This is a genomic window from Halomicrococcus pelagicus, assembly GCF_050954125.1.
Map to the genome: position 1 here is coordinate 309,198 of NZ_JBPBWC010000001.1, position 24,118 is coordinate 333,315.

Below are 24,118 nucleotides of genomic sequence, written 5' to 3' on the forward strand. Positions count from 1 at the left end.
TACGATGCCAGAAACAAGCAGACCACGCAAAGGTTCGCTGGGCTACGGCCCCCGCAAGCGCGCGACCAGTGAGGTGCCGCGCTTCAACTCGTGGCCCGACAGCGACGGCCAGCCGTCGCTCCAGGGCTTCGCGGGCTACAAGGCCGGGATGACCCACGTGGTGATGGTCAACGACGAATCCGATTCCCCACGAGAGGGGATGGAGGAGACCGTTCCCGTCACCATCGTCGAGACGCCCCCGATGCGGGCCGTCGCCCTGCGGGCCTACGAAGACACGCCGTACGGGCAGAAGCCGCTGACGGAAGTGTGGGGCGACGAGTTCCACGGGGAACTCGACCGCACGCTCGACGTGCCGGAGAACCACGACGCCGACGCGGCGGAGTCGGAACTCCGTGACGCGCTCGAAGCGGGCGACGTGACGGACCTCCGGGTCATCACCCACACCGTACCCAGCGACGTACAGAGCATTCCGAAGAAACAACCGGACGTCATGGAGACGCGCGTCGGCGGTGGCTCCCTGCAGGAGCGCGCCGACTTCGCGCTCGACCTCCTCGCCGACGGCGGGGAACACGCGATGAACGACGTGTTCCGCGCGGGCGAGTACACGGACGTAAGTGGCGTCACGAAAGGCAAAGGGACACAGGGCCCCGTCAAGCGATGGGGCGTCCAGAAACGGAAAGGCAAGCACGCCCGCCAGGGCTGGCGACGCCGCATCGGTAACCTCGGCCCGTGGAACCCGAGCCGCGTTCGCTCGACGGTTCCCCAGCAGGGCCAGACCGGTTACCACCAGCGCACCGAACTGAACAAGCGCCTCATCGACGTCGGCGACGGCGACGGCGTCAACGTCGACGGCGGGTTCGTCAACTACGGCGAGGTCGACGGACCGTACGCGCTGGTGAAGGGTTCCGTTCCCGGACCGGAGAAGCGCCTGGTGCGTTTCCGCCCTGCCATCCGACCGACCGACCAGCCGCGCCTCGACCCCGAGGTGCGCTACGTAAGCACGGAGTCCAACCAGGGATAACCCATGCAGGCAACAATCCGAGACCTCGACGGCGAGGACGCGGGTACGCTCGACCTGCCGGACACGTTCGACAACGTCGTCCGGTCGGACCTCATCAAGCGTGCCGTCCTCGCCGCGCAGGCCAACCGAAAGCAGGACTACGGTGCCGACGACTACGCGGGGATGCGCACGTCCGCCGAGTCGCCCGGCAGCGGTCGCGGCATGGCTCACGTGCCCCGGACGAACGGCCAGGGCGCGCGGGTCCCCCAGACCGTCGGGGGCCGCAAGGCCCACCCGCCGAAAGAGGAGAAGGACCGCACGCTCGACATCAACACGAAGGAGCGCAAGCAGGCCGTCCGCAGCGCCATCGCGGCGACGGCGGACGCCGACGTGGTCGCAGAGCGCGGCCACCGCTTCGACGAGGACCTCGACCTCCCGCTCGTCGTGAGCGACGAGTTCGAGGACCTCGTGAAGACGAAGGAGGTCGTCTCCTTCCTCGAAGCGACCGGCCTCCACGACGACGTCGAGCGTGCCGAAGAGAACAAGTCCGTCCGGGCCGGTCGCGGGACGACCCGTGGCCGCAAGTACAAGACGCCGAAGTCGATCCTGTTCGTGACGAGCAGCGACGCCGGTCCGTCGAAGGCCGCCCGCAACCTCGCGGGCGCCGACGTGGCGACCGCGGCGGAGGTCAACGCCGAAGACCTCGCGCCCGGTACCCACCCTGGACGGCTCACCGTCTGGACCGAGAGCGCCATCGAGGAGGTGGCCGAGCGATGAGCTCCGTCATCGAGTTCCCCTGGGTCACGGAGAAGGCGATGAACCAGATGGACTTCGAGAACAAGCTCCAGTTCATCGTCGATCTCGACGCGCACAAGCCCGACATCCGCGAGGAGATCGAGCAGCAGTACGACGTGACCGTCGAGAGCATCAACACCCAGGTCACGATGAACGGTCGGAAGAAGGCCACCGTGGCACTGTCCGACGACGACGACGCCCAGGAAGTGGCGTCTCGAATCGGGGTGTTCTGACACATGGGACGACGAATTCAAGGACAGCGACGTGGTCGCGGCGGACCGACGTTCCGCGCCCCGTCGCACCGATACAAGGCTGAACTGGGACACAAGACGACCGAAGACGACGACATCGTCTCGGGCACCGTCGTGGACATCGAACACGACCCCGCGCGAAGCGCGCCCGTCGCCGCCATCGAGTTCGAGGACGGCGACCAGCGCCTCGTGCTCGCGCCCGAGGGCGTCGGCGTCGGCGAGGAGATTCAGGTCGGCGTCTCCGCCGAGATCAAGCCGGGTAACACGCTCCCGCTCGCCGAGATTCCGGAAGGAGTCCCGGTGTGCAACGTCGAGCGCCAGCCCGGCGACGGCGGGAAGTTCGCGCGCGCCTCCGGCGTGAGCGCGGACCTCATCACGCACGACCGAGACGCGGCCGTCGTCGAGCTTCCGAGCGGCGAGGTCAAGCGACTCTCGCCCGACTGTCGCGCCACCATCGGCGTCGTCGCCGGTGGCGGCCGAACGGAGAAGCCGATGGTCAAGGCCGGCAACAAGTACCACAAGATGAAAGCGCGCGGCACCAAGTGGCCGAACGTTCGCGGCGTGGCGATGAACGCCGTCGACCACCCGTTCGGTGGCGGTGGCCGCCAGCACCCCGGTCGACCGAAGAGCGTCTCGCGGAACGCACCGCCGGGACGCAAGGTCGGGGACATCTCGTCCCGGCGCACGGGACGGGGAGGTAACTGATGAGCGAGAGTGACTACCGAACCGGCCGTGAAGGTGAGTTCACCTTCCGCGGTCACGACCTCGACGAGCTGCAGGACATGAGTCTGGAGGAAGTCGCGGAACTGCTGCCCGCTCGCCAGCGGCGAACCATCGAACGCGGGTTGACCGTCGAGCAGGAGAAACTGCTCGAGAAGGCCCAGAAGAAGACCGACGAGGAGTCGGCAAACGACCCGATCCGAACGCATCTGCGCGACATGCCGGTGCTGCCGGAGTTCGTCGGCAAAACGTTCGCCGTCTACACCGGCCAGAGCTTCGAGCGCGTCAAGGTCGAGCCCGAGATGCTGGGCCACTACCTCGGCGAGTTCCAGCTGACCCGCACGTCCGTCGAGCACGGACAGGCGGGCATCGGCGCGACCCGCTCCTCGAAGTTCGTGCCACTCAAGTAAATCATGGGAATCAGCTACAGCGTCGAGGCCGACCCGGACACCACCGCCAAGGGGATGCTCCGGGAGCGGCACATGAGCCACAAGCACAGCAAGGCGATCGCCCGGGAGATCAAAGGGATGACCGCGGAGGACGCGAAGGCGTACCTCCACGACGTCGTCGACGGGAAGCAGTCGGTCCCGTTCAAACAGCACAACAGCGGTGTCGGTCACCGTAGCGACATCGATGGCTGGGACGCCGGTCGCTACCCCGAGAAGGCCAGCGAGGCGTTCCTCGACCTGCTGGAGAACGTCACGAACAACGCCGACGAGCAGGGCTTCGACGGCGACGCGATGGAGATCATGCACGTCGCCGCCCACAAGGTCGGCGAGGTGGAGGGACGCAAGCCTCGCGCGATGGGCCGGGCGACCGCCTGGAACACGCCCGAGGTCGACGTCGAACTGATCCTCGAGGAGGTCGAAGAATAATGGCAGACGAACACCAGTTCATCGAAGACGGCCTGCAGCGGTCCCAGATAGACGAGTTCTTCGCGGACGAACTCGGCCGCGCGGGCTACGGAGGAATGGAAGTCGCCAAGACCCCGATGGGTACCCAGATCGTCCTCAAGGCCGAGAAGCCCGGGATGGTCATCGGCAAGGGCGGCAAGAACATCCGGAAGATCACCACCCAGCTGGAGGAGAAGTTCAACCTCGACGACCCCCAGATAGACGTCCAGGAGGTCGACGAGCCCGACCTGAACGCCCGCATCGTCGCGGACCGGCTGGCCAACGCGCTCGAACGCGGCTGGTACTTCCGGAAGGCAGGCCACACCACCATCGACCGCATCATGGACGCCGGCGCCCTCGGGGCGGAGATCGTCCTCTCGGGCAAGGTCACCGGTGCGCGCTCGCGCGTGGAGAAGTTCAACCGCGGCTACATCAAGCACAACGGCGAGCCCGCCCAGACCATCGTCGACCACGGGCAGGGCGTCGCGGTGATGAAGCTCGGCACCATCGGCGTGGACGTGAAGATCATCCCGCCGGGAGCCGACCTGCCCGACGACTTCCACATCGAGGAGGGCGCGGACCCCAAGGAAGTCGTTCCGGAGGCAGTCGAGGCCAACGAGGCCGCCGAACTCATCGAGGAACCCAGCGACGAAGAGCTCGAGGAGCTCCGGGCCGAGGAGGCCGAGGAGCCGCCCGAGCCGGGTGAAGAGGAGATCGACGAGGAGACGATAGAGGAGGTCATCGAGGAAGAGACCGAGACCGAGAGCGAGAGCGAACCCGAGACGGAGGCGTCCGGCGAGGACGAGTCCGTCGAGGAGGAACTCGACGAGCTCGAGGAGGAGGTCGAGGCCGAAGCGGAAGAGCTGATGGAAGAGATGGAAGACGACTCCGACGAGGAGGGTGACCAGTAATGGCCATCGTTCACGTCGAGGAACTGCGGGACATGACGCCCGCGGAACGAGAGTCCGAACTCGAAGAGCTCGAGACCGAACTGCTCAACGCGAAGGCCGTGAAGGCCGCCGGGGGCGCGCCCGAGAACCCCGGCCGCATCAAGGAACTCCGCCGGACGATCGCTCGGATCAAGACGGTCCAGCGAGAGGAAGGCGACCTGGAGGAATAATGGCACTGACACCCGAGACGCTACCGAAACACGAACTCGTCGGCCTGCACGTGCGGGTCGTCTCCGCGACGAACCCCGACCTCGTCGGTATCGAGGGCCGGGTCGTCGACGAGACGATGCGGACGCTGAGCGTCGAGTCCGCGTCTCGGGTGCGCCAGGTGCAAAAGCGCGGGACGAAGTTCGAGTTCCGACTCACAGATGAAGCCGCCGACTCCGAAAGGACGTCGGGGACTGTGCCAGAACTTCAGTCGGAAACTGCCGGAGTCCGCTCCGGTCAGTCTGGCTGTTGCGAGGGCACAGCCTACGTTACGGTGGATGGAGCTATCTTGCTCTCACGACCCGAGCTACGCACCGAATCAGGAGGTATATCGAAATGGCGTTAGGACTGAACGTACCAGAACCGGAGGAAACCTGCTCCGACGAGAACTGTCCGTTCCACGGCACGCTGTCCGTGCGCGGCCAGACTCTCGAAGGAGCGGTGGCCTCCACCGACATGGACAAGACCGTCGTCGTCGAGCGAGAGTACGACGTTACCGTGCCCAAATACGACCGGCAGATGAAACGCCGGTCCCGTATCCCGGCCCACGCGCCGGAGTGCATGGAGCTCTCGGAAGGCGACACGGTTCGTATCGCAGAGACACGACCGCTCTCGAAGACGAAGTCGCACGTGGTCGTCGAGACCGTCGAGACCCACCGCGACCTCGCCGGAGGTGACGACTGATGGAAGCGCTGAAAGCGGACGTGACCCAGGGCCTCGAGAAGGGCTCGCTGATCACCTGTGCCGACAACACCGGCGCACGTCAGCTGAAGGTCATCAGCGTCTCGAACTACCACAGCACGAAGAACCGCCACCCGAAGGCGGGCATCGGTGACAAGGTGACGGTGTCGGTCACCAAGGGGACGCCCGAGATGCGTCGCCAGGTGCTCGACGCCGTCATCGTCCGCCAGCGCAAGCCCATCCGTCGTCCCGACGGTCGCCGCGTGAAGTTCGAAGACAACGCGGCCGTCATCATCGACGACGTCGAGGAGCCGCGCGGGACCGAGATCAAGGGTCCCATCGCGCGGGAAGTCGCCGAGCGGTTCGGAAGTATCGCGAGCACCGCTACGATGATAGTATGACTCGACAACCACGCAAACAGCGAAAACAGACCGAACGCGCCTCGCTGCACGAGCGACACGAGCAGGTCAAGGCGACGCTGTCCGACGACCTCCGCGAGGAGTTCGGACGGCGTAGCGTCCGCGTCAACGCGGGCGACACGGTCGAGGTCATGCGCGGCGACTTCGCCGGCGAGGAAGGCGAAGTGCTCGAAGTGGACCTGAAGAACGCCGTCGTCCACGTCGAGGACGTCACGCTGGAGAAGTCGGACGGCGAAGAAGTGCCGCGCTCGCTCGACGCGAGCAACCTTCGCGTGACCGACCTCGACTTGGAAGACGACCGCCGCGAGACGCGACTGCGAGGTGATGACGAATGACGAAACACCAGAAACGACTCTCCGTTCCGAAGTCCTGGCCGGTTGAGCGCAAGACCGAGACCTTCACCGTGAAGGCCGGCGCTGGCCCGCACGGTCAGGCAGGTGTCCCGCTGGTCGTCCTCCTGCGGGACGTGCTCGGTTACGTCGACTCCAAGAAGGAAGCGCGCTACGCCATCGAACGGAGTAGCGTCCTCGTCAACGGCGACTCGCCCAGCGACGAACAGCGCCCCATCGGGATGTTCGACATCCTGTCGTTCCCGGAGCGCGACGAGTACTACCGCGTCTTCCCCGACGAGGGCGGTCGGCTCGCGCTGACGGCCATCGACGAGGACGCGGCCGGGAGCAAGCTGGCGAAGATAGAGGACAAGACGCAGGTCGCTGGCGAGCGCACGCAGCTCAACTTCCACGACGGAGGCAACCTCCTCGTGGACGACGCCAGCGAGTACGACGCGAAAGACTCCGTCGTCGTCAGCAACGACGACAACGAGATCGTCGCTCATTTCCCCTACGAGGAAGGCTGTCTCGTCACGGCCGTCCGCGGCACGCACGCGGGCGACGTCGGCGAGGTAACCGACATCGAGGTGACGCCTGGAAGCGGTTCGAACGGCGTCATCGTCGAAGGCGAGGACGGTACCTTCGAGACGGTCGAGGAGTACGTCGTCGTCATCGACGAGAACTTCACCGGCGACGACGCCGAGGCGTCGGGAGGTGACGCCGAATGAGCGAAGCAGAGACCAAGTTCGACGACATGCGCGAACCGCGCGTCGAGAAGGTCGTCGTCCACATGGGCGTCGGCGAAGGCGGTCGCGAACTCGCGGACGCCGAGGACATCCTCGAAGACGTCACGGGCCAGCAGAGCGTTCGGACGCTGGCGAACTCGACGATGCCGGACTTCGGCATCCGACAGGGCGACCCCATCGGGGCGAAGGTGACGCTCCGCGGCGAGGACGCCATCGAGTTCATCGAGACGGCGCTGTCGCTGACCGACGTCTCCCGGTCGCAGTTCGACGACAACGGGAACTTCAGCTTCGGTGTCGAGGAGCACACAGAGTTCCCGAGCCAGGAGTACGACCCGAGCATCGGAATCTACGGGCTCGACGTGACCGTCAACCTCGTCCGGCCGGGTTACCGCGTCGCCAAGCGCGACAAGGCGACCCGCCAGATTCCATCGAACCACCGCCTGACCGTCGAGGACGCGGTCGCGTTCCTCGAGGGCAACTTCGACGTGGAGGTCAACGAATGAGCGAGAGTGAACACGACGGAGACGTGACCGGCGAGCACGCCGAGAAGCGGACCGGCCAACTCGAGGCCTGCCAGCGCTGCGGGCGCAAACAGGGCTTGGTCGGCAAGTACGACATCTACCTGTGCCGGCAGTGCTTCCGGGAGATAGCCCGCGACATGGGCTTCAAGAAGTATCGATAACTATGGCAGGAAACGATCCGCTGGCCAACGCACTCTCCGGCGTGGACAACGCCGAGGGCGTCGGCCACCTAACTCACACCGTACAGCCCGCCTCGAACGAGATCGGCAACGTACTCGAGGTCTTCTACGACCACGGGTACATCGACGGCTTCGAGTTCGTCGACGACGGCAAAGCCGGTCAGTTCGAGGTCGAACTGAAAGGCGCGATAAACGAGTGTGGCGCGGTCAAGCCCCGCTACTCGGCGGGCGCAGACGAGTTCGAGAAGTGGGAGAAGCGATTCCTCCCCGCCCAGGACTACGGGACGCTCGTCGTCACGACCAGCCACGGTATCATGAGCCACTACGCGGCCCGCGACGAGGGCATCGGTGGCCAGGTCATCGCGTACGTCTACTAGAACAATGCCACGAACCGAAATCGAGATTCCGGACGAGGTGACCGCCGAGATAGACCACCTCGATCTCACCGTCGAGGGACCCGAGGGCGACGTCACGCGACGCCTCTGGTACCCGGACGTCGAGGTCGAGGTCGAAGACGGTCACGTGGTCGTCCAGAGCGACGAGACCGACGCCAAGACGATGGCGACGCTCGGCACGTTCGAGAGCCACGTACGAAACATGTTCCACGGCGTGACCGACGAGTGGGAGTACAAGATGGAAGTCTTCTACTCTCACTTCCCAATGCAGGTGCGCTCGGAGGGCGACGAGGTCGTCATCGAGAACTTCCTCGGCGAGAAAGCGCCCCGGCGAGCGGCGATTCACGGGGACACCACCGTCGAGGTGGACGACGAGGAAGTGTACCTGCGCGGCCCCGACATCGAGGACGTGGGCCAGACCGCCGCGGACATCGAACAACTCACTCGCGTTCCCGGCAAGGACACGCGAGTGTTCCAGGACGGCGTCTACATCACAGAGAAGCCGTCGACGGGAGGTGCCTGATAGATGGCAGACGACGAACCTGAACAGATCGAAGACATCAGCGGTGTCGGCGAGAGCAAGGCCGAAGCGCTCGACGAGGCCGGCTACGAGTCCGTCGAGGACGTCAAGGCCGCCAGCCAGGACGACCTAGCCGAAGTGGAGGGCATCGGCAACGCGCTCGCGGCCCGCATCAAGGCTGACGTCGGCGGCCTCGAGGTCGAAGAGGAGACGGAAGCCGAGATAGAAGAGGAGGAAGCGCCGGAAGAGGAAACCGAAGAGGACGTCGAGACGGAACTGCAGCCCCGCGGGCTCGTGGAGAAGACGCCGGACCTCAGCGAGAACGAGGAACGTCTCCTCACGCAGCGCGAGCGCGAGGGCAAACCGCAGTTCAACCGACAGGACTACCACAAGAAAAAGCGGACGCCGAAGTCCTGGCGACGCCCGCGCGGCAAGCTCTCGAAGCAGCGCCGCGGCGTGAAGGGCAAGGGCGACAAGGTCGACCCCGGTTTCCGCACGCCCGAGGCCGTTCGGGGCAAGCATCCGAGCGGCTTCGACGAGGTGCGGGTCCACAACGTCGACGACCTCGACGGCGTGGACGGCGACGCGGAAGCGGTCCGCATCGCCTCGAAGGTCGGCGCTCGCAAGCGCGAGCGCATCGAGGAAGTCGCCGAGGACGAAGGTATCCGCGTGCTGAACCCGACCTACGTCGAAGTGGAGGTCGAAGAATGACTGACCTGAGTGCACAGAAGCGACTGGCTTCGGACGTGCTCGACGTCGGCGAGAACCGCGTCTGGTTCGACCCGGAGGCTCAGGGTGAAATCGTGGACGCGATCACCCGCGAGGACATCCGGGAACTCGTCGACGACGGGACCATCAAGGCGAAAGAGGCGAAGAGCAACTCCCGCGGTCGCGCCCGCGAACGTAGCGAGAAGCGGGCCTACGGCCACCGCACCGGTCCCGGTTCCCGGAAGGGGAAGTCGGGCGGTCGCCGGAACGAGAAAGAACAGTGGGAGAACCAAATCCGAGCGCAGCGTAGCAAGCTTCGCGAACTCCGCGCCCAGGGCGAGATCACCAACTCGCAGTATCGGGACCTCTACGACAAGTCGAAAGGCGGGGAGTTCCGTAGCGTTCGCTACCTGCTGAACTACATCGAGAACAACTACTAACAATGGCGACAGGACCACGATACAAGGTGCCGATGCGGCGCCGCCGCGAGGTCCGGACGGACTACCACCAGAGGTTGCGCCTGCTGAAATCGGGCAAGCCCCGGCTGGTCGCTCGCAAGAGCAACCGGCACGTCAGGGCGCAGCTGATCACTCTGGGCCCCGACGGCGACAACACGGTCGCGAGCGCATTCTCCGGCGACCTGGCCGAGTACGGCTGGGAGGCCCCGACGGGCAATCTCCCGAGCGCGTACCTCACCGGGTACCTGCTGGGCAAGCGTGCGCTCGACGACGGTTTCGAAGAGGCCGTGCTCGACATCGGCCTCAACACGGCGACGCCCGGCAACAAGGCGTTCGCAGTACAGGAAGGTGCAATCGACGCTGGCCTCAACATCCCGCACAACGAGAGCGTGATGGCGGACTGGTCGCGCAACCGCGGCGAGCACATCGCCGAGTTCGCAGAACAGCGCGACGAGCCGCTGTACAGCGGGGATTTCGACGCCACCGAACTACCCGAGCACTTCGACGAAGTGCTCGCGAACCTCCAGGAGGACGAATAATATGAGCCAACACAACGGCTGGGAACCCCAGACCCGGCTCGGCCGCAAGGTCGCCGAGGGCGAGATCGACACGATGGAGGCGGCGCTGAACTCCGGGCTCCCGCTGAAGGAGTCGGAGCTGGTCGACCAGCTCCTCCCCGGACTCGAAGACGAAGTGCTGGACATCAACATGGTCCAGCGCATGACCGACTCCGGTCGACGCGTGAAGTTCCGCTGCGTCGTCGCCATCGGCAACCGCGACGGGTACGTCGGCTACGCCGAGGGCCGCGACGACCAGGTCGGGGGTGCCATCCAGAAGGCCATCGACATCGCGAAGCTGAACATCATCGACGTCCCCCGCGGCGCGGGCTCGTGGGAGGACCGCAGCGACCGACCGCACTCGCTGACCCACCGCACGGAGGGGAAGGCGGGCAGCGTCACGGTCGAACTCATCCCGGCTCCCGCCGGACTGGGTCTCGCGGCGACCGACACGGTCCGCAAGATTCTGGAACTGGCGGGCGTCGAGAACGCCTGGACGAAGAGCCACGGCAACACCCGGACGACGCTGAACCTCGCGAAGGCGACGTACAACGCCCTCGAGAACGCCTCGCAGGCACGGGGGCCGCGACGGACCCGACCCGACGAACCCGAGGAGGTGGCCGACTGATGCAAGCGGTCGTCCAGATCCGCGGCGAGGTCGACATGAACGGCAGCATCCAGGACACCCTGGAGATGCTGAACATCCACCGGGTGAACCACTGCGCGCTGGTGCCCGAGACCGACGCCTACCGCGGGATGATAACGAAGGTCAACGACTACGTCGCCTACGGCGAACCGGACCAGGCGGTCCTGGAGACGGTGCTCGCGACGCGCGCCGAACCGCTCGAGGGGAGCGACGACGTCGACGACGAGTGGGTCGCGGACAACACCGACTACGACGACGTCGCCGGTCTCGCGTCGGCGCTGCTCGACGAGGAGACGACGCTCGAAGAGGCGGGCCTGACGCCGGTGCTGCGGCTCCATCCGCCGCGCGGCGGCCACGACGGCCTCAAGCACCCCACCAAGGAGGGCGGCGAACTCGGAAAACATACAACCGAGGAAATCAACGCGCTCCTGAAGGCGATGAGATAACAATGACAGACAAGAAACGACGACAGCGTGGCTCGCGCACGCACGGCGGTGGCAGTCACAAGAACCGCCGCGGTGCCGGCCACCGTGGCGGCCGCGGTAACGCGGGCCGCTCCAAACACGAGTTCCACAATCACGGACCGCTCGGCAAGCACGGCTTCAAGCGCCCCGAGGACGTCCAGGAAGAGGTCAAGACGATATCGGTGCAGAAGTTAGACGAGGACGCCGCGCTGTTCGCGGCGGAGGGCGACGCCGAGGAGACCGACTTCGGCTACCGCCTCGACGCGCGCGACGTCGTCGAGGACGGCTGGGACGCCGACGTCGTCAAGGTCCTCGGTAACGGTCGCGTCCGCAACGAACTGGAAGTGACCGCCGACGCGTTCTCCGCGAGCGCAGTCGAGCTCATCGAGGAGGAGGGCGGCGACGCCGTCCTCAGCGACCGGGCCGAAGAAGCCGAAGACGAAGACGAAGACGAGCCGGAAGAGACGGCAGAGTCAGAGGAGTAACACATGGGATGGAAGGAGGCCGCTGAACCGGTCCTGACTCGGATGCCCTCCGTCCGTCGGCCAGAGGGGCACGTCCCCTTCAAGCGCAAGCTGACGTGGACGGGCGGCGTCCTGTTGTTGTACTTCTTCCTGACGAACGTCACCCTGTACGGCGCGAACCAGACGACCGACATCTACGGTCAGTTCCGGTCGCTGCTGGCGGGTGGTCAGGGGTCGGTGCTGCACCTCGGTATCGGACCTATCGTCACGGCGAGCATCGTCTTGCAGTTGCTCGGCGGTGCTGACCTGCTAGGGCTGGACACCGACGACCCTCGCGATCAGGTGCTGTACCAGGGCCTCCAGAAACTGCTGGTCGTCGTGATGATCTTCCTGACCGGACTGCCGATGGTCTTCGCGGGCGGGTTCTTCCCGGCCGACCCACAGCTAGCCGGTAGCTTCCCCGGCGGGTCGTTCGGCGTCAAGTGGCTCATCTTCGCCCAGATATTCGTCGGGGCCATCCTCGTCCTGTTCATGGACGAGATAATCAGCAAGTGGGGCGTCGGTAGCGGCATCGGGCTGTTCATCGTCGCCGGCGTGAGCCAGAAGCTCATCGCGGGTCTGTTCGCGTGGCAGGGGCTTCCGAACACCAACCCCGGCCTCGTGCCGCGGTGGATCGCTCTCGTCACCGGGAGCGCCGAGAACGTCCCGTCGCTGCTGACCGGCCAGGGCATCCAGTACCTGCTGCTGGGCGGCGGTCAACTGCTCGCGCTGGTCACGACGGTGCTCATCTTCGCCATCGTCGTGTACGCCGAGAGCGTTCGGGTCGAGATTCCGCTCAGCCACGCGCGGGTGAAAGGCGCTCGCGGTCGCTTCCCCGTGAAGCTCATCTACGCGAGCGTCCTGCCGATGATCCTCGTTCGTGCGCTCCAGGCGAACATCCAGTTCCTCGGGCGCATCCTCAGCAGTCAGCTCGGCGACCTGCCGGCGTGGCTCGGCCAGTACAGCAACGGACAGCCCATCGGCGGGCTGTTCTACTACCTCGCGCCCATCCGCGGCCGCGAGCAGTGGATGTGGTGGACCGGCTCGGTCGCCCAGGAGCCGTGGCAGATACTCCTGCGCATCGCCATCGACCTCGGGTTCATGGTCATCGGCGGCGCTATCTTCGCCATCTTCTGGGTCGAGACGACGGACATGGGGCCGGAAGCGACGGCGAAACAGATCCAGAACTCCGGAATGCAGATTCCCGGATTCCGCCAGAACACGGGCGTCATCGAGAAGGTGATGGAGCGGTACATCCCGCAAGTCACCGTGCTCGGCGGTGCGCTCGTCGGACTGCTGGCCGTGCTGGCGAACATGCTCGGCACCATCGGCGGCGTCTCCGGGACCGGACTGCTGCTGACGGTCTCCATCACGTACAAGCTGTACGAGGAGATCGCCGAAGAGCAGCTGATGGAGATGCATCCGATGATGCGCGAGATGTTCGGCGGCTAACGCAGAACACCTCTCTCCCGTTCCTCTTTCTCGGTAGCGTCGAGCGACAGTAACGCCCCGACCGATAGCCGCTCCGTTCGTTCCCGAGGCGTCTCGGCCGAAAGGCGGTGTACCGCGGAGTACGATACCGGACACGAATACCCGTCTGGACGCCGGCCCCTGCATTTTTGCCGTCGCGCTCGTACACACTGACTGCTATGGTGGACCGCGAACGCGCGCTCTCCGAACTCCAGATAGAGGGAGAGTTCGACGACGAGGCCCGCGAACGGCACGCCCCGGTGGTGCGGATGATGGCGGACATCCTCGAACACGGCGAGGTGCACGCCCGGTGGGCCGACGAGGACCGGTACGTCGAAGTGCGGCAGGGCACCGCGACGTTCGACTTCGATGGTGAGGTCATCCTCATCGACAACGGGCTCAACGAGCGCTCGTTCACGATGAACAATCTCAGCAATTGGGAGAAGCCGATGAACGTCTTCGAGGACGAAGAGCCGTAGTCCGCGCTCCACAAAGGATTTACCGTCGTACGCGAATCGCCGGAGTGTTATGGCATACGTTAGACGAACCGCCACCCGCCTCGTTTGTAGTATCGCCCTCCTGCTCGGCCTGGCGTGCCTGTTCAGCGGGGACCCCGAGAGCACTTACTGACGCCGCGACCGCCGGCGTCGGTCTCGTCGACGACGTCGAGAACGGAGTGTTCGAGACGGTGCCGGTGATGCCGACGAACCGCGTCGCCGTCTTCGCTGGGAAGACGGCCGCCGAATGCGATTGAATAATCGTTCAGTCCGGATATTCCTTTCAGTCCTGACGAACCGAACTACCGAACGGCCGATGTCGATTTCAGGCGGGAGGGAGAATCAGCACACGTCATGGTGTTCAAGAAGATAACGCTCATCGGAACCAGCGACGAAAGCTTCGACGCGGCAACCGACGACGCTATCGACCGCGCCGACCAGACGCTCGACAACGTCAAATGGGTCGAGGTGAAGGAACTGGGCGTGGAACTCGCCAGAGCCGCGGACCGCGAGTACCAGGCGGAGGTCGAGGTGGCGTTCGAACTCGAAGACCACTCCGAGTAATCCTCAGGTCCGGAAGCTCTCGCCGCAACCGCACTCCGAGACGACGTTCGGGTTGTCGACGTGGAATCCGGCACCCTGTAGCCCCGTCTCGTAGTCGACGACGCTGCCCTCGATGTAGTTCATGCTCGCGGGGTCGACGAACACGCGCAGGCCGTGGTGTTCGTAGATGGTGTCGTCGTCCTCCGGTTCCCCGTCGAAACGCATCCCGTACGAGAGCCCCGCACACCCGCCCTGCTGGACGAACAGCCGGAGACCCGCCACGTCGGAGTCCATGTCCTCGCCGTCCAGCAGCGTGAGCGCTTGCTCGGCGGCGTCCTCCGTCACCTCAATCTGGGGGGTCGGCTCCCCATCGGGTGCGGTGTCAGTACTCATACTAACACCTTTTCGGAGCAGGATGTTAACGCTGTCGCCGCCTCGTCGGTGACGGTCGTCGACCGACCTCCGTCACTCCTCGAGCCGCTTGCGAACGCTCTCGGCGTGGGCTTCCAGCCCCTCGGCTTCCGCCAGCGTCTCGATGGTGTCCCTGAGGTCCCCGAGCGCCGCCTCGTCCATGCGCTGGACGGTCGTCGAGCGCAGGAAGGTGTCGACGGAGAGCCCGCCCGTAATCTTCGCCAGTCCGTTCGTCGGGAGAACGTGATTCGTCCCGGAGGCGTAGTCGCCCGCCGCGACCGGGGTGTACGGTCCGAGGAACACGCTACCGGCGCTGTCGATGCGCGAGAGGATCGCCTCGTCGTCGTCGGCCTGGATGGAGAGGTGTTCGGCGGCGTACTCCTCGGCGAACAGGATGGCCTCGCTCGTCGAGCGCGCGTGGAACACGCCGCTTGCGTCGTTGTCGAGCGCCGCCCGGATGACGTCCTCGCGCTCGCGCTCGCCCGCCTGGCGGTCGATCTCGGCGGCGACCGCCTCGGCGAGGTCGGCGTCGTCGGTCACCGCGACGACGGCGGCGTTCGGGTCGTGTTCGGCCTGCGCGACCACGTCGCTCGCGACGAAGGCGGGGTCGGCCGTCTCGTCCGCGACGACGAGCAGTTCGCTCGGCCCCGCCAGGAAGTCGATGGCGACGTCGCCCTGCACCTCGGCCTTCGCCGCCGTCACCCAGCGGTTGCCCGGGCCGACGACCTTCTGCACGCGGTCGACGCTCTCGGTGCCGTAGGCGAGCGCGGCGACGGCCTGCGCGCCGCCGACGCGATAGACCGCGTCCGCGCCCGCGGCGTGGATGGCGGCGAGCGTGATGGGGTTCTGCTCCTCGGCGGGCGGGGTCGTCACCGCCACCTGCTCGACGCCGGCGACCTTCGCCGGGACGACGCCCATCAGGGCGCTGGAGGGGTAGGCGGCCGCGCCACCGGGGACGTAGACCCCCACGCGCTCCAGGGGGCGGAACCGCCGGCCGAGTTCCCGACCGTCGAAGTCCTCGCGCCAGTCCGCCGGAAGCTGTGCCTCGTGGAACTTCCGGACGTTGTCGGCCGCCGTCTCTATGGCCTCGCGCACGTCGTCGTCGACGGCCTCGTACGCGCGCTCGGCCTCGTCCGTGATATCGAGGTTGCCCACCTCGACCTCGTCGAACTCGCGGGAGAACTCCCGAACGGCCACGTCGCCCTCCGTCCGCACCCGGTCGACGATGTCGCGCACGTCGTCCCGAATCGCCTCGATGCCGGCGTCGCGGTCGAACAGCGCCGACCGGTCGCCGGGACCGAGGTCCGCGATTTCCTGGACGTTCATACCCCGGCTTCGCGTGCCGGGCGAAAAACGGTTTCCTTCCGCGGGGACTCACTCCTCGCGCCGTCCCCCGTCGGACCGACCGCCCGCGGGGCTCCCCGGTCTGTCGGAGGGGACGTACACCGTCGGCCGCCGGATGACGAACTCGTCGAGGAACGCCGTCACGACCGCGGCCGCCTCGACGGCGAAGTAGAGGGGGAGCGTGACGACCGCCGCGTACTCCCGGAGCGAGTGCGGGCGGCCGTCGAGACGGTCCCGCAGGAGGACGAGCGGGGGCGACGCGAGCGCGACGACGGCGGCGAGCGCCACCAGCGCTCGTTCGCCCGGGAGGAACGTTGCAGCGCCGCCGTCGGCGTGACTGAGCGCGACGGCCGGCAGCGCGAGGACCAGGAGCGGGAGCGCGAGCAGCGACCCGAACGTCAGCGCGGCGTCGACGCAGGCGACGCGAGAGAGGTTCGGGTTCCGCGGGAGCGTGCCGACGTACCGCCGCGCGACCTGCATCCCGCCGCGCGCCCAGCGCTTGCGACGACTCCACCACGACGCCAGCGATTCGGGGTTGGTCTCCGCGGAGACGATGCCGGGGTCGACGCGGACGTCCCGTCCGCCGGCGTGGATTCGCGACGCGAACTCCACGTCCTCCAGAAGGACGCTCTCGTCGAACGGTCCGAGTGTCTCGAACGCCGTCCGGCGGAAGACGGCCAGTCCGCCGGTGAACAGCGTGAACCCGGACGCCACCTCGCGGGCGACGAACTCGCCGCGTTCGGCGAAGTGGCGCTCGACCGTCGCGTGGAGCGTGACGAGCGACCCGTCGACGTTCGTCCCCCAGCACCGGCCCTTCACGCACCAGGCGTCGTCGTCCGCCCGGAACCACCCGACGGCCCGCCGGAGCGCGTCCGGTTCGGGACGCTGGCCCGCGTCCACGAAGGCGACGACGTCGCCCGTGGCGCGCTCCAGCCCGAAGTTCGCCATGGCGGCTTTCCCGCCGGGGTCGGCGTCGCGCCGGCACACCCGGAACCGCGGGTCCCCCGCCGTCGCCGCCTCGGCGACGCGTGCGGTGCCGTCTGTCGACGCCGCCTCGTGGCAGAGCAGGACCTCCAGCCGGTCGTCTGGATAGTCGAGTCGGCGACACGCCTCGACGGTCGCCGGTAGCGTGTCGGCCTCGTCGTACGCCGCGACGACGACGCTGACCGTCGGCAGGTCGGCGTCCCGGGGGTCGGCGGCTGTCGCGCTCGGCAGGTCGGCGTCGCCCGGACCGAGGGCGGCCAGCGGTCGGAACGCGAGCGCCGTCCCGAGGGCGGCCCGACTCGCCAGTCCTGCGAAGACGAGGACGACGAGCGTACCCAGCACCCGTCCGTACGCGGGAACGAGGACGACCGGCGTCGCGACGACGGCCGCGATCGCTCCCGAACTCGCCGCGTACGTCACCGTCCGTCGCAACGCCGTCTCAGTTTCCGATGACCGAACGTCCACCGGTCACTGTACCGTCCGAGGACTGAAACCGCTTGAGGCTGTCCCCCGGCCTCGCACGTCGTGACCGACGCACTCCCCGGCTCTTCCCACCTCCTCGTCCCTCGACTGTATGTTAAATACTTCCAACTTATACTTCGAACGCATAATCGATTCGATGATCGGGAAGCGTGGACCCGCTCGTTCGACGGTACTGCCGCTCGCAGCGTTCCTCCTGATAGCGTTCGGGTTCACGTGGAGTTACAACGCCCTCTACGAGTTGCTCCTCGACGCCCGACTGTCGGGAACGACGCCGGGTCGAGTCGTACCGTACTTCGGCGCGTGGGGACCGCTGATCGCGGTGGCCGTCGTCCTCCGGACGAGCTCCGTCTCCGTCGCCGACTGGTACGACCGCCAGATACGGTTCCGTAATCCGCCGGAGTCGTACCTGCTGGCGCTGGTGCTTCCGAACGCCGTCCAGGCGGTCACGACGTTCGTCTACCTGTGGGCGGGGGTCCCCGTCGAGTTCTCCTTCCCGCTGGTGAACTTCGTCCTCGTGTTCGTCTTCACCCTCCTCCTGTTGGGTGCGCTGGAGGAGTTCGGCTGGCGCGGGTTCCTCCAGCCGTACTTGCAGGAGCGGTGGGGTGCCCTTCCCGCGGCGCTCGCCGTCGGCGTCCTGTGGGGGGTCTGGCACCTTCCACCGCTCCTCGCGGGGGACCTCGGGGGCATGGACCCGACCCTCTTTCTGGTCCACCTGCTACCGATGTCGGTCGTCATGGCGTGGCTGTACAACAGTTCGAGCGGTGTCGTGCCGGTGATGGTGTTCCACGCCGCACACAACGCCCCCGGCCGGTTCTCGACGCCGACCGGCACCGTGCCACCGGGCGTGTCGGAGGTGACGTATCCGGCCTACACCGTCGCCTGGATACTCGTCGGCGTCGCGTTCGTCGCCTACTAAGGCCCGTCCCTCGCTGCCACGTCGGACGGCGGCGAGGACCCCGCCCCGGGACCGTTCCGCGCCGACTGAGAACCCTCCCGTCGCCGCCCGTCTCCACGTTCCGTGGAAAGCGACCCTCTCGTCGGTCGAGACGACCACCGGACGACGGCGACTAATCGGCGGCCGACGCCTGCCGTACGAGCACTCGCGACCCGCTTCGGAGAAGCGAGTGCAAGTGGTCCGCTTCCTCGAACGCGGTTAGCCGTGCGTTCGGCAGTCGTTCGGCCATTCGTCGGGCGTCCTCCACCGGAACATTCGAATCCCGCCCGCCGTGCCACAGGCGAACTCGCCGGTCGACCTCCGTTACCGGAAAATCCCACTCCCGGGCGAGCAGGCGGCTCTCGGTTACGAACCCCCGTCTGCTGCGTGCGAGCGCCTCGACGAAATCGCGTTTGACGAGTTCGGCGACGTCGTCGGACAGTTCGGCCTGGCCGTCCGACGTGGTGTACTGCGAGACGACGAAGGAGGGAGACGCTCGTTCGGCGAACCACCGCTGAGCTCTCAGTCCACCCCGCACGAGGAGTGGTGCCGTCCCCGCCAGCACTTCGAGGAGACGAAGCGCCGTCGGCCTGGTGGACCTGAGCGACGGCGGAGTCGCCCCCGCGACGACGTCGACTTCCCGAACGAGGTCTCCGCGGGTCGCGGCGAGTGCGAGCGCGTGCGGGCCGCCGCCGGAGAATCCGACGACGCCGGCGCGCGAGACCCCGGCGTCGTCCAGTACGGCGGCGACGAACTCGCCCGTGTCGGCGAGCGTCCGCGTCGGCCACGGCGACGAGCGGCCGTATCCCGGTCGGTCGAGCGCGAGCAGACGAACGCCGGAGCGGCGTGCGTCTTCGTCGAACAGTTCTCCGAGCAGACGCGACCCCGGCGTCCCGTGGAGGAAAACGAGCGGAGTTCCGTCGGACGCGCCGTACTCGGCGTAGGAAACGCTACGACCGCCGTCCGTGGAAACGACAGCCTCGTCTGTCCCGTCCAGCTCCGACCCGATTCGGGCTCGCTCTGCACGTGCGTCTTCCATCGGTGGTTGCTTCCGCGCCCAGCGTGGAGGGCGTGGTGCCGGACTGATGCGGTGTTTTATGTCTCTACGTGTCCCGGTTCCGATATGAAACGGATTCGGTTCGGGGTCACCTATCCGGCGGAGCTAGCGCATCCGATTCATCGTCGACTCGTGCGGGAAGACGCGGTCTCGCGCATGGAACTGTTGATGTGGGGGCCGACGGCCGACGTCACGACGCTCTCGTGGTACGATGCGGACCGGGAGACCGTCGCGGAGTTGCTCACCGCCGTCGAAACGGTCTCGACGAGTCACCTCGTCGAGGGCGACGACGGGACGTACGCGTTCGTCTCCCAGAGGGAGTACGAGTTCGAAGACGACGTGCTCGAACTCGTCTCCCGAGCGAGGGTGGTCTTCCTGCCGCCGGTGACCTTCTTCGAGGACGGCGACGCGACGTTCGAGGCCGTCGGTGAGCCCTCGTCTTTGAGCGAGTTCCACGCCCGATTGAGCGAGTTGCTCGACGCTCGTATCGAACGCGTCCGCGATTTCCGGAGCGGGTCGTCGCCGTCGGACCTCACGGGCAGACAGGGGGCGGCACTGGAGGCCGCGATGGCCGTCGGATACTACGAGATCCCGCGAACGGGAACCGTCGAAGACGTCGCGAAGGAACTCGGGTGCGCTCCGAGCACCGCCGGCGAACTGCTGCGGAAGGCGGAGTCCGCCGTCGTCGCCGACTACACGTCCCGGAACGCGGTCGTCGCGAACTCGCGGTAGAACCGTCCGGTCAGTCCCCGTCGTCCGCGAACCACTTCGCGAGGCCGGCGCTGGTGGCCATCTCGACGACCCCGAAGGCGACGGCGGGGAGCGACGCGACGGTCGGGAGTCCGGCCGCGATGACGAGGGCGGCCGCGACGGCGAAATCGCGCATGCCGACCGTGAGAACCGACGCGACGCGCGCCGGGCGGGCGGCCCGCCGCCCGACCAGGAAGCCGACGCCGTACCCGAGACCGTTGAGGACGACGGCACCGACGCCGACGCTGGCCAGCAGGGACACGTTCGAGCGAACGACTGCCGCGTTGGCGGCCGTAACGCCGCCGATGATGAGTATCACCATCACCGCCGACACCGACGGATAGTAGGCGTCGTACCGGGCGACGCGCTCGGGTTGCCAGGCGCGTACGCCGACCGCGACCAGCATGGGCGCGACGACGGCCACGACCAGCTGTTCGACGATCGGAGCCGTCGGGACGTCGACGCCGCCGACGAGGACCGCCACGACGGCCGGTATGAAGCCGACGCTCCCGACGCTGACGACGACGAGCGCGGTCGTCGAGAGTGCGGTATCGCCGTCGGCGAGTTCGGTCATTACCGGCGTCACGAGTTCCGGGGTGACCGCTCCCAGGACGACGAACCCCACGGTCAGTTCCGGCGACAGGCCGAGTCCGCGGGCGATTCCGAACGCCAGGAACGGCATGGTCACGTGTCCGGCGAGCACCGCCCCGAGCGCTCGGGCGTCGACCTGACGGAACCGTTCGACCGACAGCGTCAGCGAGATGCTACCGATCATCACCGCGAGAACGAGCGTTGACGCTCGCGTCACCACCGCCAGCCGGGGGACCGCGATACCGAGTCCGACCGAGAGCAGAATCCACAGGAGGAGGTACTCTTCGACGAGGTCCGTCAGGGCCATTCCGGGTGTCTCGTGTGAAGTCGTCGAAGCCATCGTATCACGTCGTCGATTCCGAACCGGGCGAACTATCGTGCCGTCACCGACCACCCGTCGACGGGGACGGGGAGACGATGGACGGGACGCCGAGTGAGTTCGGCGTCTCGCGAACTTTCGTCGAGTAGCCGCACCTCTCGCCCGATGTAATGCGGTGTGGAGGACCGGTCGTCAGCGGACTCAGGCGCGCGCTCGTTGGCCGACCGCGTCGGTGATGGTGCCGAAATCGACGTCGCCACCGTGTTCGTCCTTGTCCCAGACGAGTTCGCCGTCGACGTAGACCTTGAACACGCCGCCGTGGCCGGGTTCCAGGCGCACACCGTCGAGTCCCCGTCCGAACTCCTCGAGCAACGCTTCCTGGGCGTCGATAGCGTACTCGCGCAGTCCGCACGGCACGCAGTACTCGATGTTGACTTCCGTCATCACGGTTCGACAGTGGAGCGCCGCGGCCATAAGCGTCACGTGACTGCCAGGTTACGAGGTTTCGCCGTCGAAACCGCCGTTTCGATTCGATACGACGTGTGCGAGAGTAACCGATTTCCGTCCGGACTCGTAACGACGCGTATGAGCGACACGGCCGACGTTGCGGAGGACGAATGCCTGGCGGTGTGGTGTGCGGGCGACGACTGGTGTGCAGTCACGTGCGCGATGGAGGTCATCGGGAAGAAGTGGCATCCGGTTATCGTACATCGGTTGCTACAACGCGAGGCGCTGCGGTTCAACGAACTCAGCGAAGCGGTCGGCGTCGTCACGAACAAGATGCTCTCACAGAGCCTCGACGACCTGGAAGAGAAGGGTCTGGTCGACCGGGAGATAGTGAGCGAGAAGCCCGTCGCCGTCGAGTACTCGCTGACCGAGCAGGGCCAGTCGCTGGAACCGGTCATCGCGTCGCTCGAAGAGTGGGGAAAGACGTACCTGCAACCGGCCGACGACGAAGCCGAATCCGTCTGCTGAACGAGGTGCCAGGGGTCGTCACGTTTCGGGCAGTCGGCTGCTCGAATCTTCCGTCGAGGGGCTCGGCACCATCCGTGTCGCTTCTGCATCGGACGACCGGACCGGAGCGTGACATCTGTACACGAGACATCTGGCCACAGGCCTTTTGGCTCGTTCCTCCATCGTAACAGGTGACGCTGAAAAGACGGTGTCGATTTCGTCCCAGCAAGTATCCATGTATACGGAATCCCGTGAAGAGATAGCCGAGCCGAGGGAACCAGAGGTACCGAACCTGGACGATTTCGCCGGCTACGAGGACGGAGAGAGCTACGTCGTCTGCGACAAAACGAACGCAAAGGCGTGGGTTCGCTCGGACGTCACGAAGACGCCCTCCCGCTGACCGATTCGGCATCCCGACCCGTCATCGTCAGGGCCGTGGTCCATCCGGACCGGCAGTCCCGCCCGTAGAGCCGCGGGTGGCGGCAGCGTCGGAGGTCCGGACGCGGAACTGCAGGAGTCGGTTCACCGGCAGTCCTCGCAGACGTACTCCGTTTTTGGGCCGAGGTGCTCCGGGTCCGGACGAGCGACGTACTCCCCGCACTCCCTGCACGACGTCCAGTAGACCATCCGTTCGTGTTCCGACACGTACGCGGACGAACTCTCGTCTCTCGCGTCACGGCGAATCTCGACGTGCGCGTCCGTCACTGCCGTCACGGTGCCGTCGATGGACGCGTGCTGGGTGTTGCTGATGGCGTCCTTCCCCGGGACAGCGATCATCTCGCCTTCGGTAACCTCGGCTCCCTCTCCGACTATCGGACGGCTCTCGGCGACCACGTCGCCGAAGTCGGGGTTGGTGATGAGCGGAATGCGGACGACGTCGAGCTCGATTCTGGTCGGTTCGGTCTCGTGGTCGCCCGACCAGTCGTACGCGTTGAGGACGTTGACTCGCCCGTCGCCGAGCGTGTTCTCGGCGACCACCTCGTCGTCGAGCACGAGCACGCAGTTCGTCCGCTTTTTCACGCCGAACTCGGCGGGCGACCCGTCGACCTCGAAGCACCAGCCCGGACCGCCGTCCGCGAGCGTTTCGTCGTCCAGTTTCGGGGACGACCTGCCGGCGGCCTCGAGAAGCGTCGCGGCCGGCGTTCCCACCGGCACTTCGAGGAACCGATGGCGGGGGACGTTCCCGTCGACGTGAACCAACTTCCGCGTCACGGGGTCGCCCTCGTCCAGCGCGCGGAACACGTTGTGCATCGTTTCGGTGTTCTGGACGATCCACCCGTGGTCCATCGGCAACTCGTCCTGCAGGACGACGTCGGCGACCAGCCTGAGGAGCACGTTCTCCATCCCGTACTCGTACCTGTCTTCGGTGTAGGCGAACACCACGCCCGACTCGTCGTCGGGGTCGAGCGGGAGCTGTTCGGGCGCGTACACCGTGCCATCCACGACGTCTTCCAGTTCCCTCGTCCATCGCTCCCGGTCGGTCTCTTTCGCGCAGACGACGACCAGTTCGAGCGCCTGCTCGAGGAGCGCGTCGAAGAACGACGCGAAGTCCTCGGCGCGGGACCGACCGAGCCACTTGTCGACGTAGTAGTTCGGTTCGCTCTCCTGGTGGTTCACCAGGAGAAACGACACGTCGTCGAGGTGTTCCCACTTCGCGTGCGTCGGAAATCCCGCCCCGCCAGCCCCCGAAATCCCGGCGTTACGGAGCGTCGTGGCGATCTCCGGCACCTCCGCCCGTCCGAACTGCTGGAGGTTTACGCTCATTGTCCCGTTCTGAACGTCTCTCCAGCAGTGCAATAACATTTTTGATAACCGTAACGATATTGAGAAGATTGTTAG

At 66.5% G+C, this 24,118-nt stretch carries 37 protein-coding genes and 1 pseudogene; 31 read left to right on the forward strand and 7 right to left on the reverse strand.

All coding sequences use genetic code 11. From position 1 onward, the window contains the following. Positions 1 to 4 precede the first annotated feature (4 nt). From ACRYA2_RS01655 to ACRYA2_RS01785, 27 genes and pseudogenes are all read left to right on the forward strand, one after another. Positions 5 to 1,021 (forward strand): 50S ribosomal protein L3, encoded by a 1,017-nt coding sequence (locus ACRYA2_RS01655; protein ID WP_433623593.1) that lies wholly within the window; start codon positions 5 to 7, stop codon positions 1,019 to 1,021. Positions 1,022 to 1,024: 3 nt separating this feature from the next. Further along, positions 1,025 to 1,777 (forward strand): 50S ribosomal protein L4, encoded by a 753-nt coding sequence (gene rpl4p, locus ACRYA2_RS01660; RefSeq protein ID WP_113275361.1) that lies wholly within the window; start codon positions 1,025 to 1,027, stop codon positions 1,775 to 1,777. Then, entirely contained in the window at positions 1,774 to 2,028 is a 255-nt protein-coding gene (locus ACRYA2_RS01665; RefSeq protein ID WP_113275362.1) for a 50S ribosomal protein L23, read from the forward strand. The genes rpl4p and ACRYA2_RS01665 overlap by 4 nt, the downstream gene beginning before the upstream one ends. A gap of 3 nt (positions 2,029 to 2,031) precedes the next feature. After that, positions 2,032 to 2,751: a 50S ribosomal protein L2 gene (locus tag ACRYA2_RS01670; protein ID WP_433623596.1), complete on the forward strand. Its 720-nt coding sequence runs from the start codon at positions 2,032 to 2,034 to the stop codon at positions 2,749 to 2,751. Beyond that, on the forward strand, positions 2,751 to 3,176 hold the full coding sequence (locus tag ACRYA2_RS01675) for a 30S ribosomal protein S19 (RefSeq protein ID WP_113275364.1): 426 nt from the start codon (positions 2,751 to 2,753) through the stop codon (positions 3,174 to 3,176). The genes ACRYA2_RS01670 and ACRYA2_RS01675 overlap by 1 nt, the downstream gene beginning before the upstream one ends. 3 nt (positions 3,177 to 3,179) lie before the next feature. Continuing rightward, on the forward strand, positions 3,180 to 3,641 hold the full coding sequence (locus ACRYA2_RS01680; protein WP_113275365.1) for a 50S ribosomal protein L22: 462 nt from the start codon (positions 3,180 to 3,182) through the stop codon (positions 3,639 to 3,641). Next, positions 3,641 to 4,570 carry a 30S ribosomal protein S3 gene (locus ACRYA2_RS01685; protein WP_433623599.1) on the forward strand — a complete coding sequence of 310 codons (930 nt, stop codon included), beginning with the start codon at positions 3,641 to 3,643 and terminating at the stop codon, positions 4,568 to 4,570. Before ACRYA2_RS01680 ends, ACRYA2_RS01685 begins: the two co-directional genes overlap by 1 nt. After that, positions 4,570 to 4,779 carry a 50S ribosomal protein L29 gene (rpmC, locus tag ACRYA2_RS01690; RefSeq protein WP_113275367.1) on the forward strand — a complete coding sequence of 70 codons (210 nt, stop codon included), beginning with the start codon at positions 4,570 to 4,572 and terminating at the stop codon, positions 4,777 to 4,779. The genes ACRYA2_RS01685 and rpmC overlap by 1 nt, the downstream gene beginning before the upstream one ends. Then, complete coding sequence (locus tag ACRYA2_RS01695) at positions 4,779 to 5,162, forward strand: ribonuclease P protein component 1 (protein WP_433623601.1); 384 nt, start codon at positions 4,779 to 4,781, stop codon at positions 5,160 to 5,162. Before rpmC ends, ACRYA2_RS01695 begins: the two co-directional genes overlap by 1 nt. Then, complete coding sequence (locus ACRYA2_RS01700; protein ID WP_113275369.1) at positions 5,153 to 5,500, forward strand: 30S ribosomal protein S17; 348 nt, start codon at positions 5,153 to 5,155, stop codon at positions 5,498 to 5,500. Before ACRYA2_RS01695 ends, ACRYA2_RS01700 begins: the two co-directional genes overlap by 10 nt. Continuing rightward, a complete protein-coding gene (locus ACRYA2_RS01705) occupies positions 5,500 to 5,898 on the forward strand; it encodes a 50S ribosomal protein L14 (RefSeq protein ID WP_113275370.1) in 399 nt (132 codons plus the stop codon). The genes ACRYA2_RS01700 and ACRYA2_RS01705 overlap by 1 nt, the downstream gene beginning before the upstream one ends. Beyond that, positions 5,895 to 6,251 carry a 50S ribosomal protein L24 gene (rplX, locus tag ACRYA2_RS01710; protein WP_433623604.1) on the forward strand — a complete coding sequence of 119 codons (357 nt, stop codon included), beginning with the start codon at positions 5,895 to 5,897 and terminating at the stop codon, positions 6,249 to 6,251. Before ACRYA2_RS01705 ends, rplX begins: the two co-directional genes overlap by 4 nt. Next, on the forward strand, positions 6,248 to 6,973 hold the full coding sequence (locus tag ACRYA2_RS01715) for a 30S ribosomal protein S4e (protein WP_433623606.1): 726 nt from the start codon (positions 6,248 to 6,250) through the stop codon (positions 6,971 to 6,973). The genes rplX and ACRYA2_RS01715 overlap by 4 nt, the downstream gene beginning before the upstream one ends. Next, positions 6,970 to 7,494: a 50S ribosomal protein L5 gene (locus ACRYA2_RS01720; RefSeq protein WP_433623608.1), complete on the forward strand. Its 525-nt coding sequence runs from the start codon at positions 6,970 to 6,972 to the stop codon at positions 7,492 to 7,494. Before ACRYA2_RS01715 ends, ACRYA2_RS01720 begins: the two co-directional genes overlap by 4 nt. Continuing rightward, entirely contained in the window at positions 7,491 to 7,673 is a 183-nt protein-coding gene (locus ACRYA2_RS01725; RefSeq protein ID WP_113275374.1) for a 30S ribosomal protein S14, read from the forward strand. Before ACRYA2_RS01720 ends, ACRYA2_RS01725 begins: the two co-directional genes overlap by 4 nt. 2 nt (positions 7,674 to 7,675) lie before the next feature. Next, entirely contained in the window at positions 7,676 to 8,068 is a 393-nt protein-coding gene (locus ACRYA2_RS01730) for a 30S ribosomal protein S8 (protein WP_433623610.1), read from the forward strand. Positions 8,069 to 8,072: 4 nt separating this feature from the next. Then, entirely contained in the window at positions 8,073 to 8,609 is a 537-nt protein-coding gene (locus ACRYA2_RS01735) for a 50S ribosomal protein L6 (protein WP_433623612.1), read from the forward strand. Between the two features lie 3 nt (positions 8,610 to 8,612). Continuing rightward, a complete protein-coding gene (locus ACRYA2_RS01740; protein WP_433623614.1) occupies positions 8,613 to 9,317 on the forward strand; it encodes a 50S ribosomal protein L32e in 705 nt (234 codons plus the stop codon). Continuing rightward, positions 9,314 to 9,754 (forward strand): 50S ribosomal protein L19e, encoded by a 441-nt coding sequence (locus ACRYA2_RS01745; RefSeq protein WP_433623616.1) that lies wholly within the window; start codon positions 9,314 to 9,316, stop codon positions 9,752 to 9,754. The genes ACRYA2_RS01740 and ACRYA2_RS01745 overlap by 4 nt, the downstream gene beginning before the upstream one ends. Before the next feature lie 2 nt (positions 9,755 to 9,756). Beyond that, the gene (locus ACRYA2_RS01750) at positions 9,757 to 10,311 is read left to right on the forward strand and encodes a 50S ribosomal protein L18 (protein ID WP_433623618.1); all 555 of its coding nucleotides are present in this window, start codon (positions 9,757 to 9,759) and stop codon (positions 10,309 to 10,311) included. A 1-nt stretch (position 10,312) separates the two neighbouring features. After that, positions 10,313 to 10,957 carry a 30S ribosomal protein S5 gene (locus tag ACRYA2_RS01755; protein WP_433623620.1) on the forward strand — a complete coding sequence of 215 codons (645 nt, stop codon included), beginning with the start codon at positions 10,313 to 10,315 and terminating at the stop codon, positions 10,955 to 10,957. Continuing rightward, positions 10,957 to 11,421 (forward strand): 50S ribosomal protein L30, encoded by a 465-nt coding sequence (rpmD, locus tag ACRYA2_RS01760; RefSeq protein ID WP_433623622.1) that lies wholly within the window; start codon positions 10,957 to 10,959, stop codon positions 11,419 to 11,421. Before ACRYA2_RS01755 ends, rpmD begins: the two co-directional genes overlap by 1 nt. Before the next feature lie 2 nt (positions 11,422 to 11,423). Further along, on the forward strand, positions 11,424 to 11,924 hold the full coding sequence (locus tag ACRYA2_RS01765; protein ID WP_433623624.1) for an uL15m family ribosomal protein: 501 nt from the start codon (positions 11,424 to 11,426) through the stop codon (positions 11,922 to 11,924). Positions 11,925 to 11,927: 3 nt separating this feature from the next. Then, positions 11,928 to 13,394 (forward strand): preprotein translocase subunit SecY, encoded by a 1,467-nt coding sequence (gene secY, locus ACRYA2_RS01770; RefSeq protein ID WP_433623626.1) that lies wholly within the window; start codon positions 11,928 to 11,930, stop codon positions 13,392 to 13,394. A gap of 197 nt (positions 13,395 to 13,591) precedes the next feature. Continuing rightward, positions 13,592 to 13,891, forward strand: coding sequence for a hypothetical protein (locus ACRYA2_RS01775; protein WP_433623628.1), 300 nt, complete (start codon positions 13,592 to 13,594; stop codon positions 13,889 to 13,891). 140 nt (positions 13,892 to 14,031) lie between these two features. Next, positions 14,032 to 14,157, forward strand: a pseudogene (locus ACRYA2_RS01780) (ABC transporter permease); the annotation flags it as partial. 106 nt (positions 14,158 to 14,263) lie between these two features. Next, the gene (locus ACRYA2_RS01785; protein ID WP_433623630.1) at positions 14,264 to 14,473 is read left to right on the forward strand and encodes a dodecin; all 210 of its coding nucleotides are present in this window, start codon (positions 14,264 to 14,266) and stop codon (positions 14,471 to 14,473) included. A 3-nt stretch (positions 14,474 to 14,476) separates the two neighbouring features. Here ACRYA2_RS01785 and ACRYA2_RS01790 read toward each other — a convergent pair whose 3' ends face one another. The 3 genes from ACRYA2_RS01790 to ACRYA2_RS01800 form a co-directional block, all read right to left on the reverse strand. Next, positions 14,477 to 14,845, reverse strand: coding sequence for a HesB/IscA family protein (locus ACRYA2_RS01790; RefSeq protein ID WP_433623632.1), 369 nt, complete (start codon positions 14,843 to 14,845; stop codon positions 14,477 to 14,479). 72 nt (positions 14,846 to 14,917) lie between these two features. Next, a complete protein-coding gene (gene hisD / locus ACRYA2_RS01795) occupies positions 14,918 to 16,189 on the reverse strand; it encodes a histidinol dehydrogenase (RefSeq protein ID WP_433623634.1) in 1,272 nt (423 codons plus the stop codon). Between the two features lie 48 nt (positions 16,190 to 16,237). Next, complete coding sequence (locus ACRYA2_RS01800) at positions 16,238 to 17,656, reverse strand: glycosyltransferase family 2 protein (RefSeq protein WP_433623636.1); 1,419 nt, start codon at positions 17,654 to 17,656, stop codon at positions 16,238 to 16,240. A 154-nt stretch (positions 17,657 to 17,810) separates the two neighbouring features. Between ACRYA2_RS01800 and ACRYA2_RS01805 the strand changes: the two genes are divergently transcribed. Further along, positions 17,811 to 18,590 (forward strand): CPBP family intramembrane glutamic endopeptidase, encoded by a 780-nt coding sequence (locus ACRYA2_RS01805; RefSeq protein ID WP_433623638.1) that lies wholly within the window; start codon positions 17,811 to 17,813, stop codon positions 18,588 to 18,590. A gap of 151 nt (positions 18,591 to 18,741) precedes the next feature. Here ACRYA2_RS01805 and ACRYA2_RS01810 read toward each other — a convergent pair whose 3' ends face one another. Continuing rightward, a complete protein-coding gene (locus ACRYA2_RS01810) occupies positions 18,742 to 19,647 on the reverse strand; it encodes an alpha/beta fold hydrolase (RefSeq protein WP_433623640.1) in 906 nt (301 codons plus the stop codon). Between the two features lie 84 nt (positions 19,648 to 19,731). On the opposite strand from ACRYA2_RS01810, the gene ACRYA2_RS01815 reads away from it, so the two are divergent. Further along, the gene (locus tag ACRYA2_RS01815; RefSeq protein WP_433623642.1) at positions 19,732 to 20,397 is read left to right on the forward strand and encodes a helix-turn-helix domain-containing protein; all 666 of its coding nucleotides are present in this window, start codon (positions 19,732 to 19,734) and stop codon (positions 20,395 to 20,397) included. Between the two features lie 10 nt (positions 20,398 to 20,407). Here the strand turns inward: ACRYA2_RS01815 and ACRYA2_RS01820 are convergent, their stop codons facing one another. Further along, positions 20,408 to 21,346 carry a bile acid:sodium symporter family protein gene (locus tag ACRYA2_RS01820; RefSeq protein WP_433623644.1) on the reverse strand — a complete coding sequence of 313 codons (939 nt, stop codon included), beginning with the start codon at positions 21,344 to 21,346 and terminating at the stop codon, positions 20,408 to 20,410. A gap of 180 nt (positions 21,347 to 21,526) precedes the next feature. Further along, positions 21,527 to 21,769, reverse strand: a complete 243-nt coding sequence (locus ACRYA2_RS01825; RefSeq protein WP_433623646.1) for a SelT/SelW/SelH family protein — start codon at positions 21,767 to 21,769, stop codon at positions 21,527 to 21,529. A 141-nt stretch (positions 21,770 to 21,910) separates the two neighbouring features. Between ACRYA2_RS01825 and ACRYA2_RS01830 the strand changes: the two genes are divergently transcribed. Both ACRYA2_RS01830 and ACRYA2_RS01835 read left to right on the forward strand, forming a co-directional pair. Continuing rightward, positions 21,911 to 22,300 (forward strand): winged helix-turn-helix transcriptional regulator, encoded by a 390-nt coding sequence (locus tag ACRYA2_RS01830; RefSeq protein WP_433623648.1) that lies wholly within the window; start codon positions 21,911 to 21,913, stop codon positions 22,298 to 22,300. Between the two features lie 214 nt (positions 22,301 to 22,514). Next, positions 22,515 to 22,679 (forward strand): DUF7331 family protein, encoded by a 165-nt coding sequence (locus ACRYA2_RS01835; protein ID WP_433623650.1) that lies wholly within the window; start codon positions 22,515 to 22,517, stop codon positions 22,677 to 22,679. A 122-nt stretch (positions 22,680 to 22,801) separates the two neighbouring features. On the opposite strand, the gene ACRYA2_RS01840 is transcribed toward ACRYA2_RS01835, so the two are convergent. Next, entirely contained in the window at positions 22,802 to 24,043 is a 1,242-nt protein-coding gene (locus tag ACRYA2_RS01840; RefSeq protein WP_433623652.1) for an NADH dehydrogenase subunit, read from the reverse strand. Between the last annotated feature and the right edge of the window lie 75 nt (positions 24,044 to 24,118).